The following is a 13,685-nucleotide window of genomic DNA, read 5'->3' as shown; positions in this document are numbered from 1 at the left end:
CTGATGTTGCCGATCGCCTCATGCTCGCAATGGGCGGTCTCCTTCCCTGACGGACGGCGAAAGCTCCTTCCATCATCGATTAGGGATTTATCCTTCTAGGTTCCGTTGCGTGAACCGGTCGAAGTCCGGCTTTGTGGAGGGCTGGACACCTTGCGAACTGCGCTAGCCTGAGGCAAAGCGAGCGGACGCCCCGCCGCTACTGCACTCATAGGGAGCAATCAGTGAGCGACGAGGTTGAGCTGATCAGCGACGGCGATGGCATTGCGGTCATCGGCGCTCCCCACGCCGTTGAGCACTTTCTCTCGTCCGCCGGCGTCCCCTCCAAGGATCTGCAACTCCATAAGAAGCTTGGCGCCACATTGCATACTGGATCCGGTGTCACCCAAGCAGGTTCGCAGATTGCCGCCAATTCAGGCCGCTGGGTCAAGCTCACCGAGGAGTCGGCGAAGGCACTCAAAGTCGGCAAGGCGATGAAAGGATCCTCCGAAGGCGTCAGTCGGGCCATCGCCACGACGGGCAAGGGCAAGATCACGAAGATCCTCGAGTTCACGAAGCCGGGTTCAGTCGGTTCGATGCTCGCCAACCCGGCGATGTTGGCCGGTGCAGCGGGCATCATGGCGCAACTGGCCATGGAACAGACCATGGAGGAGATCACCGAGTACCTGGCCGTGATCGACGAGAAGGTTGACGACGTTCTCCGTGCGCAGAAGGATGCTGCCATCGCCGAGATGGTCGGTGTGGGGCTGGTCCTCGACGATGCCATGCTGAAGCGCGAACACGTCGGTCGCGTCTCTGAAGTGACCTGGTCGAGCCTGCACGGTGCCGCACAGACGATTGCGACGACACAGGCTTACACGATCCGCCAGCTCGATGGCTTGGCCGAGAAGATGGAGAAGAAGTCCGACGTCGGTGATCTGGCCAAGCTCGCGGGGGCGGCCGAGGCCACTGTCGAGGAGTGGCTGGCAGTGCTCGCGCGCTGCTTTCAGCTCCAAGATGGGCTCGCCGTCCTTGAGCTCGACCGCGTGCTCGATTCCAGTCCAGCCGATCTCGATCGTCATCGCACCGCCGTACGAGCAGCACGGACGAGGCGGCGCGATCTGATCGCGCAAAGCACCAGGCGACTGCTGGATCGCATCGACGCAGCAGCAGCGAGCGCGAATGAGCAGGTGCTGTTTCACCCGCTGAAATCAGGAACGGTGGTCCGCTCGGGCAATGAGGTCGCCGCCGAAGTCGTCACTTTCCAGGAACGTCTTGGCATCGAAGCTGGTCGGGCCGGCATCGAAGCGAAGCGCTGGCGGGCCGCGGTAGGGGAAGCGAGAGACACCGCCTTCGAAACCGGCGGCAAGGGAGCGGGTGCGGTCGCGCGGTTCGGTGCGCGGGCGCTCCGTGGCGCCAAGTCCGGCGCTGAGAAGCTGTCGACCGCCGTCGTCGAGCACCTACCGCTTCGGGGTAAGGACGAACCACCAGAGGACGAAAAGGCTGCGGAGTAGCAGCGGCGCCGAGAGCCTGTTCGGCTGCGACGTTTCAAACGACTGATACCGTGTCAGGTCGGCGCAGCGGAATATCGAACGGGGCGGGGAAAACGACGGCGATCCGAATTCTGCTCGCGCTAGCCCGCGCGATCAGTGGCAGTGCCCGCCTGCTTGGCCACGCGCCCGGCAGCGCCGCGGTGCGGCCCCTCATCGGTTACTGCCCCGACGTTCCCGGGTTTCCGTCGTGGATGACCGCGCGCGAGGTGCTCGAGCAGGCCGCGACGCTGTTTCAGTCCTCGTCATATTCGTAGTTGTACAGGGGCAGGTTGCCGATCGGGATCTCGGTCATCTCGAACTCGGACGGCGCCAGGCGTACCAGCACATTCGCCAGGGTGCGATTGATGGATGCTTTTGCCAAGCTCCCGACAAAGTATCCAATCGTGTAAGGAGGTTCGTGTTCGATGATGTTGGCCATGGTGCAGTCCGTTTCGACATCACCGTCCGACGCTCGGTCACGCCCGGTGCACAAGGGGCAGAGTCTTGGCCGACGTACATCCCACCGCCCTGCACCGGGAGCACTCAAGGCAGCTAGCCCAGGCCTCGTATGATACCTCGGGGAAAACGGATGTCATGAACCCGCCGTGCTTCCGATGCTGCCCATCGCCTCCGAATAGAGCAAATCAGTTCGGTGCAGCGGCCTCTCGTTCGGGCTGAGCGGGCCAGAGACGCTTCCGCCACATGGCGAAAGCGCCCGCGCCCCGGAGGCAAATGCTGCTTTGGCTGCGCCTCAGCTGCCGGCGACGACGACCGCGATCTCGTTCTTCCAGGGGTCGTCGAAGGTGACGGTACGGCCGTCGTCACGGGTGTCGATGCGTGCGGCGGCGAGGCGCTCGCGCAGCGCACCGAGGTCATCCGGTGCCGGTAGTTCGATCGCCACTTCGCCAAGACCAAGGGCCGGAGAACGGTCAAGGGCTCCCCTGCTCTGCCAGGTGTTCATGCCCAGGTGGTGATGGTACCCACCGGCCGAGACGAACAGCGCCTGAGAACCGAACTCGTTCGTCACCTCGAAGCCGAGGGTGTCGGCGTAAAAAGCCCTGGCGGTGTGGATGTCGCCGACCTTCAAGTGAACGTGGCCGATCGACGTTTCTCCAAGAGCTGCGTCGGACGCTGTCTCCGCCAAATGGGTCTGGAGGTACGTGTTCGGGTCAAGGTAGAGGCTGTCCATGTGAACCCGGTTCCCATTCCACTTCCACGTACTGCGCGGCCGATCCCAATAGAGCTCCACGCCGTTGCCCTCAGGGTCATCGAAGTACATCGCCTCCGATACCAGGTGGTCGGAACTCCCCGTGAAGGAGCCCGGATATTTGGTGGCCACCGAGTGCAGCACCCGGGCAAGGTCTGCCTGAGTCTGGAATAGCAGCGCAGTGTGGAAGAGCCCGGCAGCGCCGTCGGCCGCATGGGTCAGCAGCGGCGAATGCTCAAGGATCACCAACGGCTCGGTGCCCCAGCCCAGGATGGTATTGTTGCCGGCCTGCGCCAGCACGGCGAGCCCGACGCCGTTGCTGTAGAACGCCGTCATCGCATCCAGGTCTGCGACCTTCAAGGTGACGGCTCCGAGGCTGGTACCCGCACTGATCGTGTCATTCGTTGTCTTCGACTTTGTCATAGCTACTTGCATTGCTCTTCCTCCAATTTAATGTGCTGCCTTACGAATCGCCACCGAAAGTGCCGGCGCGTGGGGACCGCCCGTTCAGGGGACCAGACCGAACCCGCCCGTCCACGCGATCTTCTCACTGGCGGCGAGAGTCAGTTGAAGGAAACCGAGCGCCTCCAGTTCGTGAGCGCGAGCCAGCGAACCGGCATCGACTGCGGCAAGGCCGCCGGCCTGGACGAGGGCGGCGAGGGTGGACTTGGCGTCGGAATCGTCTCCCGCAATGAGCACCGTGGTCTGCACGGGTCCGACCGTCTTGGAGCCAAGGGTCGCGGCGAATGTGGTGTTGAACGCCTTGAGCACACGAGAGTTCGGCAATTCTGCCGCGATGACGGCCGTCGCCGAGCTGCCGTCTGCGACCGTGAGCGAATCGAAGGTCTCGAAGTTGAGCGGGTTGGTGATATCGATGACGATCTTGCCGGCGAACTGGTCACCATACTGAGCAAGGATACCCTCGACCGCGGGATAGGGCACGGCGAGAACGACGATGTCGCCAGCGACGATGCTGGCCGTTTCGGAATTTCCAATGTAGTCGACGGTCGCCCCGCCGTTAGTGAGAACGCCGCCGATCGCGCTTCCCATGGCTCCGGTTCCGATAACGCTGACTGTACTCATGTGATTTCCTTTGCTCGCAACCAATTGCTTGTACCTACAACTAATATAACCTACTTTACTTGTAGGTACAAGTTTTAGATACAATAGGGTCATGACAGACGTAAAGTGGCTGAACAGCGACGAACTCACGGCGTGGCTACGTTTTGTGGCCGTTCTGCAGTTGTTCCCCCCGGCGCTCGACGCACAGCTTGAACGAGATGCCGACCTCACCCATTTCGAGTACTTCACCCTTGCGATGCTCTCCGAGGCGCCGATGCGCACCTACAGAATGACGGCGCTGGCCGGGCGCACTAATGCCACGTTGGCCCGGTTGTCCAGAGTGGTCTCGAACCTGGAAACCCGCGGGTTCGCGCAGCGCTCGCCGTGCCCCGAGGACCGGCGCGCAACCAACGTCTCGCTCACCGACGCTGGCTGGCAGAAGGTGGTGGCCACCGCTCCCGGGCATGTGAACCTGGTGAGAAGCGTCATCGTGGACACGTTGACGCCCGACGAGCTCGCACAACTGTCCTCGATCTCGGCAAAGCTTCTCGGCAAGCTCGACCCGGAAGGCAACATGGTTGCCACCGCACAAGTGGCGACATCCGTCGATTAACGGCTTGTCAGCACCTGCTGCCAGCCCCAGCCGAGGGTGAGCACGCAGTTCTCGCCTGTCGCCCAGCACTGACCGCCGTCCTGAACGTTTGAGGCTGCTGGAGGCTTCAAGCCATTCATGAACATCGAGAAGTCGGGCCTGGGCGGCGGCGCCCTGTGGATCGTCACCCTGTCTGCCGCGCTCGTCGCCGTCGGCTTCCTCTCCGTCGCCATCGATCGGATGCTCGGCGCTGCCGGTCGTCGCACCGCTCTCTGAGGCCAGGGGCGAACCCTCCTTGCGTCCGGCTGACACCTGACTCATGCGCCGCCCCCTCTCCTCGCATTCAGGACCCCACGGATACACTTGACCGATGCCCGAAGCTCCGAACGATCCGACCGACGCGTTCGTCCGCGTTCGCGGCGCCAACGAGAACAACCTCCGGAACGTCGACGTCGATGTGCCGCGCGACAGGATCGTCGCATTCACCGGCGTCTCCGGATCAGGCAAGTCCTCCCTGGCATTCGGCACCATCTTTACCGAGGCCCAGCGCCGCTACCTCGAGTCCGTTGCCCCGTATGCACGGCGCCTCATCCAGCAGGGTCATGATCCGCACGTCGAGTGGATCTCGGGCCTGCCCCCGGCCGTAGCACTGCAGCAACGCCGCGGCGCCCCTAGCTCGCGATCGAGCGTCGGCACAGTCACGACGCTGTCGAACTCGCTTCGAATGCTGTTCTCCCGCGCCGGCACCTTCCCCGAAGGGTTCACGACGCGCCTCGATTCCGACGCGTTCTCGCCGAACACCGCAGCTGGCGCCTGCCCCGAGTGCCATGGCATCGGCGTCTCGCACACCGTCACCGAGAACTCGCTGGTACCCGATTCCTCGCTGAGCATCCGCGATGGCGCCATCGCCGCCTGGCCGGGTGCGTGGCAGGCGAAGAACCTGCGAGACATCACCATCGCGCTCGGGTACGACGTCGATCGCCCGTGGCGCGACCTCGATCAGGCCGACCGCGACTGGATCCTCTTCACCGACGAGCAGCCGGTCGTACAGATCACCCCGCAGCGCGACCGCGTGGCGAAGCCCTACAACGGCGTGTTTTGGAGTGCGAAGAAGTACGTCTTCCACACGCTGGCCGACTCGAAGAGCCAGATGATGCGCACGAAGGCGCTGCAGTTCGTACGGTCGGGCCCGTGCCCACTCTGCCACGGCACAGGTCTTTGCCGCGAGGCACTGGCCGTCACGTTCGCCGGGCGCACGATCGCCGAGCTCAACGCCCTCACGATGACCGAGCTCGCCGAGGTGCTGCGCCCGACCACTCAGCTCACGGACGCTTCGCACGCGCTGCCGACGACGCTCTCCGGCGAGCGCACCGATGTCGCCGTCGCTCTCACCACCGATCTCCTGGCGCGCATCACCGTGCTCACCGACCTCGGCCTCGGGTACCTCGGGCTTGGTCGGGTGACGACCACGCTCTCCCCCGGCGAGATGCAGCGCCTGCGGCTCGCCACCCAGCTCCGGTCAGGTCTCTTCGGCGTCATCTACGTGCTCGACGAGCCGTCGGCCGGCCTCCACCCCGCCGATGCGGAGCCGTTGCTCGACGTCTTGGAGCAGCTCAAGCGCTCGGGCAACTCGGTTTTCGTGGTCGAGCACAACATGGATGTTGTCCGCCACGCCGACTGGATCGTCGACGTCGGCCCCGGAGCGGGCGAGGGCGGTGGTGACGTGCTCTACAGTGGAGCGGTCGACGGACTCGCCACGGTCGAGGCGTCCGTCACTCGGCCGTTCCTCTTCCCCGATCAGGGCAACGCGGCGGCAGTTCGCCGCGACGTGCGCGAGCCCGCGAGCTGGCTCACCGTCGAGGGCATCACGCTGCACAACCTCGCCGACGTCGACGTGGCCATTCCGCTCGGCACCTTCGTCGCGGTCACCGGTGTCTCAGGGTCGGGCAAATCGACGCTCGTGAGCCGCGTGCTGCGTGATGTCGTGCGCGAGCATCTGCGCTCCGGCCGAGACGACGACATCGATGATCCGGACGACGACGCCACGACCGCCGACCCCGCAGGCGACGACGCAGGTCTCACCGAGGCGACGGTCCCGGATGCGCACATCGACACGCTGACGGTGCGCCGTGCCACGGGGCTCGAGCACATCGACCGGCTCGTGCAAGTGGATCAAAAGCCGATCGGACGCACTCCTCGGTCGAACCTCGCGACTTACACGGGCCTGTTCGACGCGGTCCGGACGACCTTCGCGAAGACCGACCTCGCACGGGAGCGCGGGTACACCGCCGGACGCTTCTCGTTCAACGTCTCCGGTGGACGCTGCGAGACCTGCCTCGGCGAGGGGTTCGTCTCGGTGGAGCTCCTCTTCCTGCCCGGCAGCTATGGACGCTGCCCGACCTGTCACGGCGCCCGGTACAACGCCGAGACTCTCGAGGTCACCTACGACGGCAAGACGATCGCCGATGTGCTCGCGCTGACGGTCGAGCAGGCATCCGACTTCCTCGCGCCGGTGCCGGCGGCTGCGCGCGGCCTGCAGGCCCTCCTCAACGTCGGACTCGGCTATCTGCGACTCGGTCAGCCCGCGACCGAGCTGTCGGGCGGCGAGGCGCAACGCATCAAGCTAGCGACCGAGCTGCAGCGTGTGCGCCGAGGCCATACCCTCTACCTGCTGGACGAGCCTACGACGGGCCTGCATCCCGCCGATGTGAGGCGGCTGCTCGCGCAGCTGCACGCGCTGGTCGACTCCGGAGACACGGTCGTGGTCGTCGAGCACGAGATGGATGTCGTCGCCGCCGCGGACTGGGTCATCGACCTCGGCCCGTCGGGTGGGGATGCCGGCGGGCGCATCGTCGCGACCGGAACACCGGATGCCGTGGCCAAAGACCCCGCGAGTCGTACGGCCCCGTATCTCGCTGAGCGCCTCAACCGTTGACCCGTCCCGAGTGACTCAGCCCACCCGCACGAGCGAGAATGCGAAGATGCTCGGGCTCCCAGAAGGTCGTGCAGCACGCGCATTCCGGTGCGGGTGATCGCGCCGGCACGCGATCTGCTTAACGGGGTTGCGCCGTCGCGACCTCCGACATGCGGGTGCAACCTGGTTCGCGAATGCCGGCGTTCCGCTCCACGTTGTGAGCGACGTCCTCGGGCATGGGTCGGTCGAGACGACGCGTGCTTACCTACACGTCGACGACACCGCGCTGCAGAACGCCGCAGCACGAATGAATGAGCGCCTTCGGGAGGCCGCAATGAACAACGAGGAACGCCTGAACCCCTTGACATGTCGAGTTAAGCGGTTCCGTGGGTACATTTTCGGGTACCATACGGTCGGGCTGACAGGATTTGAACCTGCGACCCCTTGAGTCGAAGAAGGGTTCTCCCTCCGTCACGCTTGATAGCCGTAGATCCCTTGCGGGAGTAGGCAAGTCGGGAGATCCCACAACCCGTCAGATCCCGTCAAAACCGGCAAAAGCCCGGAGCTTGCGGGTACATTTGCGGGTACATGGATTTTGGGCTTGAGCGCTCCACAAGGAGCTGGCACGCTATTACCTAGTCGATAGCGACACGTACCACTCGTTGTCCGAGGGCGTTTCCGTCAACGGTTCGGAACGCAGTTCCACTCGTCGTGTCGACTGCCCAGTCGAATCAGCTACGGCCGTAAAATTTGCAGTACGGGCCGAGTCTGTCGGCCGTCCTACAACTGAACAGGCGGGGTTCCATTGACCTCTGTAACGCAACGCATCACCCAGTACAACAAGGAGGCTGGCCAGCCTCGTGGCGGGTTGGTCAATCCGAAGCTGCTGACGGCGACGCAGCTCGAGGACGAGCATGGGGTTCTTGATCACAAGCAGGAGAATGTTCATGCGAGTGTCGTCGGCCTAGCGGTGGACTACCTGAGCCGGCTGGCGCGCATCCGCGTCGGCGCGGGTGAAGAAGCGGCACGTGCTGCGGTTGATGTCTTCCGGGCATCTTTGATGGGTGCACAGCGGATCACTGATTCCGGCGGGTACCCGTCGGCGGTTGAGGATGCTCGACAGGCTGTTTTGAGCCTCAACATCAATGAGCACGAAGACAGCACCGTTGGTTACGCCATCGATGAGACGGCGGCGTTGATTGCTTGCCAGCTGGCGACCTATGACGTCGGATTGCGCGCGGGTGTGGGGTTCTATAACCCGGAGAGCACACAGCGAGCACCGGATGCGGTGACGACCGCGCATATCCTGGCCATGGTGCATCGGGCTGAGCGATTCTTTGCCGAGCACGGCCCGATCATTGCAGACGGGTTCCTCTTCGTGAGCGAAGAGCAGCATGCTGCCGGCGAGCGCGGTGGGTACACCGACTTGGTCGACAGCGGTGATGGGGACTTCCTCACGGAGGACACCTTGTGGGACTTCAAGGTGTCTGCGTCGAAGCCGGCCAAGGACCATGTGCTTCAGCTGCTGATGTACTTCCTGATGGGCAAGCAGTCCGGGCTGCCCGAGTTCGAGGCGCTGACTCATGTCGGGATCTTCAACCCGCGGCTGAACGTTGTCTACCGGCTGGCCGTAGCCGATGTGCCACCCGAGGTCATCGACACGACTCGCTACGACGTGATTGGATATGGTGCCTAGTCATGACGACGAAAAGCATCAAGTGCTACATCGAGGAATACCGCAACGAGCACGGGCATCTCTCGGCACGCCTGCGCGAGAAGCACACTGGACACAAGGTGGATTTCGGGTTTGCTGGTCCGGTTGAGAAGCAGCAGCTCCTTGCGTTTCTAAGTGCAGCGAAACAGAACCAGGCTGTGATGCCGGACGTATTCACCAAGGATGGTGAGGAGGACTGCATCTCAGTGACTGGCGATCTGGACTTTGATGCACCAGACGAGATGCGTTTCATTTACAACGAACGACTCGAGTACGTCTTCGCCTAACCGGTGCTCACCAGGCATATGGTTCACGGTTCGTGAGCCGGCAGTGCACACGTTGTCCTGGAAAAAAAGGAACCCCTCGATCACAATGATCGAGGGGTTCTTGGGTTGACGGAGCCCGCTCAATCAAGCTGAGGACTCACCCGCACGGTGAGACCCAGCACGTCTGCGATCTTGCCGAGCGTCGCAGTATTGACGTCGTCACCGCGCTCGACGCGCACGACAGACGGTCGAGATACTCCGGCCCGATCAGCGAGCTCATTCTGGCTCCACCCTGCCGCCTGCCGGGCCTTGTTCACCTGCTTGGCGATCTCAAGCATTGCCGCATGCTGCTCAGGCATCGCTGTCCTTCGTCTTGTGATGTTCGGCGTGCATCTTCTCAGCGGTGATGGCTAGAAGGTTTGCGAGCATCTCAGGGTCGGCGAGCGCCTTCTTGATCTCGTCGGTGTTCTGGAACGCCTGGTACATGGCGTAGTCGCTGGCGTCGGAGAACTTGGTCGATCCCTTCAGCTGGTCGACGTTGTTACTCCTGGCCATTGCGATCGCTTCCTCGTCTGCGTTGAGGAAGCCCCAGTAGGCGGTGATGAAGCCGGAGATGCTGCCCGGGTCCGCGTCGATGCCCTTGTCGCCAAAGAGATCATTCACCTTCTCGATTGCCTCTTCGAGAGGGCCGCGCGGCTTGGTGCCGATGCCACCGGGTTCGGTAGTGAAGGTCGGCAGCTCAATCGAAACGTCACTGCCCCACGCGTAGTCGACACGATAATCGGCGTTGACCTTTTCAGGGACGAGCTTCACTCCCCCGAGCTGCACGCCGTCCATGTAGCTGCTGTCGTACTCTTCTGGGGTGAGGTGCAGGTTGCGCGCAAGAAGCGTCATGAGCACCGCGCGCAGGCGCAGTTCTTCATCGTCGTAGTCGACGATCTGCGAAAGGAACTGCCAGGCGTTGCGATAGCTGATGGCATCCGAGCGGAACTGCTTTAGTTCTTCGTAGCGGGGCTTGTCCTTGGCGAGCCGTGCCTTCTGCAGCCCGCTGCTCCAAGCGAACTTGATGGGGCCCAGCGCCTTCTGGATGGCTTCGCCCCCAGCCTTGTCCATGTAGGCCTGGGCCACTGCCCGCATCTGCGCCTCGGTGTAGAGGCCCACGGAATCGAGGCGCTCGGAGAGCTCGTAAAGAGCGTTGGCGTCGACCTCGCCAGCTACGTGAGCGTCGGTGTAGTAGCGAGCGAAGTCCTTCTGGATGTTCTCGGGGGTGTTGACGAAGTCGACGACCATCGGTGCGGACTTACCTGGGTACATACGGTTCAGGCGCGAGAGCGTCTGGACAGTGGCGATGTCGCTGAGCACCTTGTCGACGTACATTGCCATGAGGCGAGGCTCATCGAATCCGGTCTGGAACTTGTTGGCCACGATCAGGACTTTGTACTCGTCCTCTTCGCGGAAGGCCTTGGCCACGTCGCCGAGCGCGTTCAACGAGATCTCGGTGACCTCTTCGCCAGCATCGTTCTTGACGGAGCCGGAGAAGGCAACCAGGGTCTCCAGGCCGGCGTAGCCCTTGTCGGAGATGTAGGCGTTCATCTTCTCTGACCACAGGACGGCCTCCTTGCGTCCGGAGGTGACGACCATCGCGCGCGCCTGGCCGCTGAGCATGTGGGCGACGTTGCGCCGGAAGTGCTCGACAACGACTTGCACCTTCTGCGCAATGGCCGTGGGGTGCAGCCGGGCGAAGCGCACGATGTCCTTGACCGCGCGACCCGTCTCGACGTCGAACCCATCTTCCTCGTCATCGAGGGTGTTCTTCACACGCAGGAACATGTCGTAGGTCGAGTAGTTGGTCAGCACATCGAGGATGAACTGCTCTTCGATCGCCTGCGCCATCGTGTACGTGTCGAACGCTTCCCAGCGGTCTTCGCCGTCCACCTTCGAGCCGAATAGCCGGAGCGTCTTGGCTTTCGGCGTTGCCGTCAGAGCGATGAACGTGATGTTCGCGCTCGCAGCGATCGCGGAATCTGTTGCGGCCAGCAGGTCATCGGCACTGATGTCCTGATCGGGGTCGAGTTCAAGATCAACCAGCAGACCCTTCAGGGCGCGCGCGGTGGATCCCGACTGGGAGGAGTGCGCTTCATCGGCAACCACGGCCCAGCGGCGTCCGTGCAGCGCATCGGTGGCTTCGATGAGCTTCATGACGTGCGGAAAGGTCTGGAGGGTGCAGGTGATGATGTGGTTACCGGCGACCAGAGCCTTCTTGGCCTGCTCGGATTTCGCCCCGGATGCATCGCCGATGTTGACGACAAGACCCATGCTGGACTGCACAAGATTCATGTCGTCGCGGACGTTCTCATCGAGCACAGTCCGATCGGTGACGACAATGACCGAGTCGAAGGTCGCTGCCGCGTCTGCGCCGACATGGCGGATCAGGCGATGCGACAGCCAGGCGATCGTCTTGGTTTTGCCCGATCCCGCTGAATGCCAGATGAGGTAACGTCCGCCGGTGCCCTGCTGCTCGATGTCGGCGACGACGCGCTCGACAGCGCGCAGCTGGTGGAAGCGCGGGAAGATCAGCCGGCCGTCACCCTTCTTCGAGCGGTTGGGCTCGAAGAGCGCGAAGTTCTTCAGAATGCGCATGAAGGTCGGGCGCGCAAGGATGTCGCGCCACAGGTAGTTGGACGCCGAGCCAGTCTCCGAAGGCGGGTTACCCGCATGGCCATCGCTGCCCCGGTTGAACGGCAAGAAGACCGTCTCAGCGCCCTGGAGCTTGGTCGTCATGTAAACGAGGTCATTGGAGACCGCGAAGTGCACCAGAGCGCGCCCCGGCTGCAGCAGGGCGCGAGTCGGACCGGGCACGCGGTCATTCTTGTACTGCGTGATCGCATGGTTGACCGTCTGGGTGTTGTCGGTCTTCAGCTCCAGGGTGACGACCGGCAGGCCATTGGCGCAGAGCACCACGTCGATGCTCTCCGTGGTCTGCGTGTCGAAATGCACCTGGCGCAGCACACGCAAACGAACAGCATCCGCGCGTTCGATCACGCTTGCGAGGTTCGGGTTCTCCGGCGGGAACTCCATGAGCGGGCCGAACTTCGCCGCTGGGCGGCCAACCTGGGCATAGGTGAAGCCGCGGCGCAGCACACCGAGCAGGCCGCCGACGGGATGCCCGGTGATCGGGTCCATCTTGGTAGTCTTTCCCAGCTCCTTGATGATGTGGTCCAGGAGCTTGTGCTGGGCGAGTTCGAGCGCGCCGTTCGCCAGGTCCGACGGCACTGCCTTCTCGTACTCGTCGGGGTACTGGGTCGACAGCCAGTACAGGACGTCCGCTGGCACCATTGCCCGGGCGATGTCCCAGCCAGCAGCATTGGTGCTGCCGGCACTCTCGTAGAGCCAACCGCGCTGCGCGAGTTCGTCGCAGAGGTTGGACTCAAATTCGTGCTCGAGCACTTGTGCGTGGCTCATGCCACTTCCTTTCGACCGGTCACAACATCAGTGATGAGTGCTGCCCGGCGTTCGGTGAGGAGGGATTTGAGTTCGGCGACCTTCGCCAACATGGCGTCGATCTTGCCGGTCACTTCGTCGAGATGGTCGGCGATGCGCTTTTGCTCGTCGAACGGCGGGCAGGGAACGCGCCAACGTCGCAACATTGTCTGACTGATGTTAGGCTGCCCACCTCCGACGGCCAATCGAATAATGTCGTCACGTTGACCCCAAAGCGTGTAGTAGAAGAAGCGCATATCGACGCCTGCGGGCTCGGAAAAGACGCAGCACGCTTGGTTAGTCGCGGCGTCAACGCCCAGCGTCCCCAGACGGCCGATCGTCGCCCCGTACATAGCGATTGCAATGGATCCACTCGGGTGAACCTTGAGCGACGAAATCGTACTGACCGCAGCAGGCGTCACGGATTTGGCCGTTCCGAAGATCTCTGTTTCCCGCAGCTCGGAAGTTGTGATCCACGGAATGCCGTCGCCACTCGACGAGTAGTGCTCGTCCCCCTTAGGTGTGGTTCCGCTACCGATTGAGCCAAACAAGTGTGCGGTCGGAACTGTGTCCCACCGTTCTCCAGTGCGATTGAGCTGAGTCGCCTGCTGAATGACTGAAACTTTCCGAGTCTCCAGTACCTCTGCCATCTGGTCCATCTTCGCGATCATCGCGTCGATCTCGCCGGTTTCGCGGTCGAGAAAGTCGGCGATGCGCTGCTGAGTGGCGAGGTTGGGAGCAGCATGCTTCATCGACAGGAAGCCATGGACGTCGAGGTTTTGGATACCTGTGGTCTGGCGTATATAGTTCCATGTTCGTCCGCTGGCATGGCTGCTGTGGAGTGCATAGAGCCAGAATCGTGAGTCATGCTGCGTAGTCATCCGAAGTCTTACGATGAAGTTCGCATACACCGCAGGAACAGGACCCCGATAGGAGACGGTT

At 62.9% G+C, this 13,685-nt stretch carries 12 protein-coding genes and 1 pseudogene; 7 read left to right on the top strand and 6 right to left on the bottom strand.

Annotation, left to right across the window (positions count from 1 at the left end):
* Positions 1-221: 221 nt before the first annotated feature.
* On the top strand, positions 222-1,490 hold the full coding sequence (locus WFH23_RS09995; RefSeq protein WP_336662411.1) for a hypothetical protein: 1,269 nt from the start codon (positions 222-224) through the stop codon (positions 1,488-1,490).
* 274 nt (positions 1,491-1,764) lie between these two features.
* Here WFH23_RS09995 and WFH23_RS09990 read toward each other — a convergent pair.
* From WFH23_RS09990 to WFH23_RS09980, 3 genes and pseudogenes are all read right to left on the bottom strand, one after another.
* Positions 1,765-1,947: pseudogene (locus tag WFH23_RS09990) on the bottom strand (NADPH-dependent FMN reductase); the annotation flags it as partial.
* 312 nt (positions 1,948-2,259) lie between these two features.
* Positions 2,260-3,138 carry a VOC family protein gene (locus tag WFH23_RS09985; RefSeq protein ID WP_336662409.1) on the bottom strand — a complete coding sequence of 293 codons (879 nt, stop codon included), beginning with the start codon at positions 3,136-3,138 and terminating at the stop codon, positions 2,260-2,262.
* Positions 3,139-3,222: 84 nt separating this feature from the next.
* Positions 3,223-3,798, bottom strand: a complete 576-nt coding sequence (locus WFH23_RS09980; RefSeq protein WP_336662598.1) for an NADPH-dependent F420 reductase — start codon at positions 3,796-3,798, stop codon at positions 3,223-3,225.
* Between the two features lie 91 nt (positions 3,799-3,889).
* On the opposite strand from WFH23_RS09980, the gene WFH23_RS09975 reads away from it, so the two are divergent.
* From WFH23_RS09975 to WFH23_RS09950, 6 genes are all read left to right on the top strand, one after another.
* Positions 3,890-4,390: a MarR family winged helix-turn-helix transcriptional regulator gene (locus tag WFH23_RS09975; protein WP_336662408.1), complete on the top strand. Its 501-nt coding sequence runs from the start codon at positions 3,890-3,892 to the stop codon at positions 4,388-4,390.
* 117 nt (positions 4,391-4,507) lie between these two features.
* Positions 4,508-4,645: a hypothetical protein gene (locus WFH23_RS09970; RefSeq protein ID WP_336662407.1), complete on the top strand. Its 138-nt coding sequence runs from the start codon at positions 4,508-4,510 to the stop codon at positions 4,643-4,645.
* 94 nt (positions 4,646-4,739) lie between these two features.
* The gene (locus tag WFH23_RS09965) at positions 4,740-7,304 is read left to right on the top strand and encodes an excinuclease ABC subunit UvrA (protein WP_336662406.1); all 2,565 of its coding nucleotides are present in this window, start codon (positions 4,740-4,742) and stop codon (positions 7,302-7,304) included.
* A gap of 127 nt (positions 7,305-7,431) precedes the next feature.
* Positions 7,432-7,731 (top strand): tyrosine-type recombinase/integrase, encoded by a 300-nt coding sequence (locus WFH23_RS09960; RefSeq protein WP_336662405.1) that lies wholly within the window; start codon positions 7,432-7,434, stop codon positions 7,729-7,731.
* Between the two features lie 357 nt (positions 7,732-8,088).
* Positions 8,089-8,979, top strand: a complete 891-nt coding sequence (locus tag WFH23_RS09955; RefSeq protein WP_336662404.1) for a hypothetical protein — start codon at positions 8,089-8,091, stop codon at positions 8,977-8,979.
* A gap of 2 nt (positions 8,980-8,981) precedes the next feature.
* A complete protein-coding gene (locus WFH23_RS09950; RefSeq protein ID WP_336662403.1) occupies positions 8,982-9,284 on the top strand; it encodes a hypothetical protein in 303 nt (100 codons plus the stop codon).
* Between the two features lie 119 nt (positions 9,285-9,403).
* Here WFH23_RS09950 and WFH23_RS09945 read toward each other — a convergent pair whose 3' ends face one another.
* The 3 genes from WFH23_RS09945 to WFH23_RS09935 are packed head-to-tail and all read right to left on the bottom strand — an operon-like array spanning position 9,404 to position 13,624.
* Complete coding sequence (locus WFH23_RS09945; RefSeq protein WP_336662402.1) at positions 9,404-9,622, bottom strand: helix-turn-helix domain-containing protein; 219 nt, start codon at positions 9,620-9,622, stop codon at positions 9,404-9,406.
* Positions 9,615-12,725 carry a type I restriction endonuclease subunit R gene (locus tag WFH23_RS09940; protein ID WP_336662401.1) on the bottom strand — a complete coding sequence of 1,037 codons (3,111 nt, stop codon included), beginning with the start codon at positions 12,723-12,725 and terminating at the stop codon, positions 9,615-9,617. Before WFH23_RS09940 ends, WFH23_RS09945 begins: the two co-directional genes overlap by 8 nt.
* On the bottom strand, positions 12,722-13,624 hold the full coding sequence (locus WFH23_RS09935) for a restriction endonuclease subunit S (protein ID WP_336662400.1): 903 nt from the start codon (positions 13,622-13,624) through the stop codon (positions 12,722-12,724). The genes WFH23_RS09940 and WFH23_RS09935 overlap by 4 nt, the downstream gene beginning before the upstream one ends.
* Positions 13,625-13,685: the final 61 nt, after the last annotated feature.

The sequence above is a fragment of the Leucobacter sp. USHLN154 genome, assembly GCF_037145595.1.
Classification (GTDB): domain Bacteria; phylum Actinomycetota; class Actinomycetes; order Actinomycetales; family Microbacteriaceae; genus Leucobacter; species Leucobacter alluvii.
This window is presented reverse-complemented; position numbering and strand designations above follow the sequence as displayed.

Bases quoted from the DNA above. Each gene is read 5' to 3' on its own strand.
- WFH23_RS09935 (WP_336662400.1), bottom strand. From the start codon at position 13,624: ATGACTACGCAGCATGACTCACGATTCTGGCTCTATGCACTCCACAGC.
- WFH23_RS09950 (WP_336662403.1), top strand. From the start codon at position 8,982: ATGACGACGAAAAGCATCAAGTGCTACATCGAGGAATACCGCAACGAG.
- WFH23_RS09945 (WP_336662402.1), bottom strand. From the start codon at position 9,622: ATGCCTGAGCAGCATGCGGCAATGCTTGAGATCGCCAAGCAGGTGAAC.
- WFH23_RS09985 (WP_336662409.1), bottom strand. From the start codon at position 3,138: ATGACAAAGTCGAAGACAACGAATGACACGATCAGTGCGGGTACCAGC.
- WFH23_RS09980 (WP_336662598.1), bottom strand. From the start codon at position 3,798: ATGAGTACAGTCAGCGTTATCGGAACCGGAGCCATGGGAAGCGCGATC.
- WFH23_RS09940 (WP_336662401.1), bottom strand. From the start codon at position 12,725: ATGAGCCACGCACAAGTGCTCGAGCACGAATTTGAGTCCAACCTCTGC.
- WFH23_RS09975 (WP_336662408.1), top strand. From the start codon at position 3,890: ATGACAGACGTAAAGTGGCTGAACAGCGACGAACTCACGGCGTGGCTA.
- WFH23_RS09970 (WP_336662407.1), top strand. From the start codon at position 4,508: ATGAACATCGAGAAGTCGGGCCTGGGCGGCGGCGCCCTGTGGATCGTC.
- WFH23_RS09965 (WP_336662406.1), top strand. From the start codon at position 4,740: ATGCCCGAAGCTCCGAACGATCCGACCGACGCGTTCGTCCGCGTTCGC.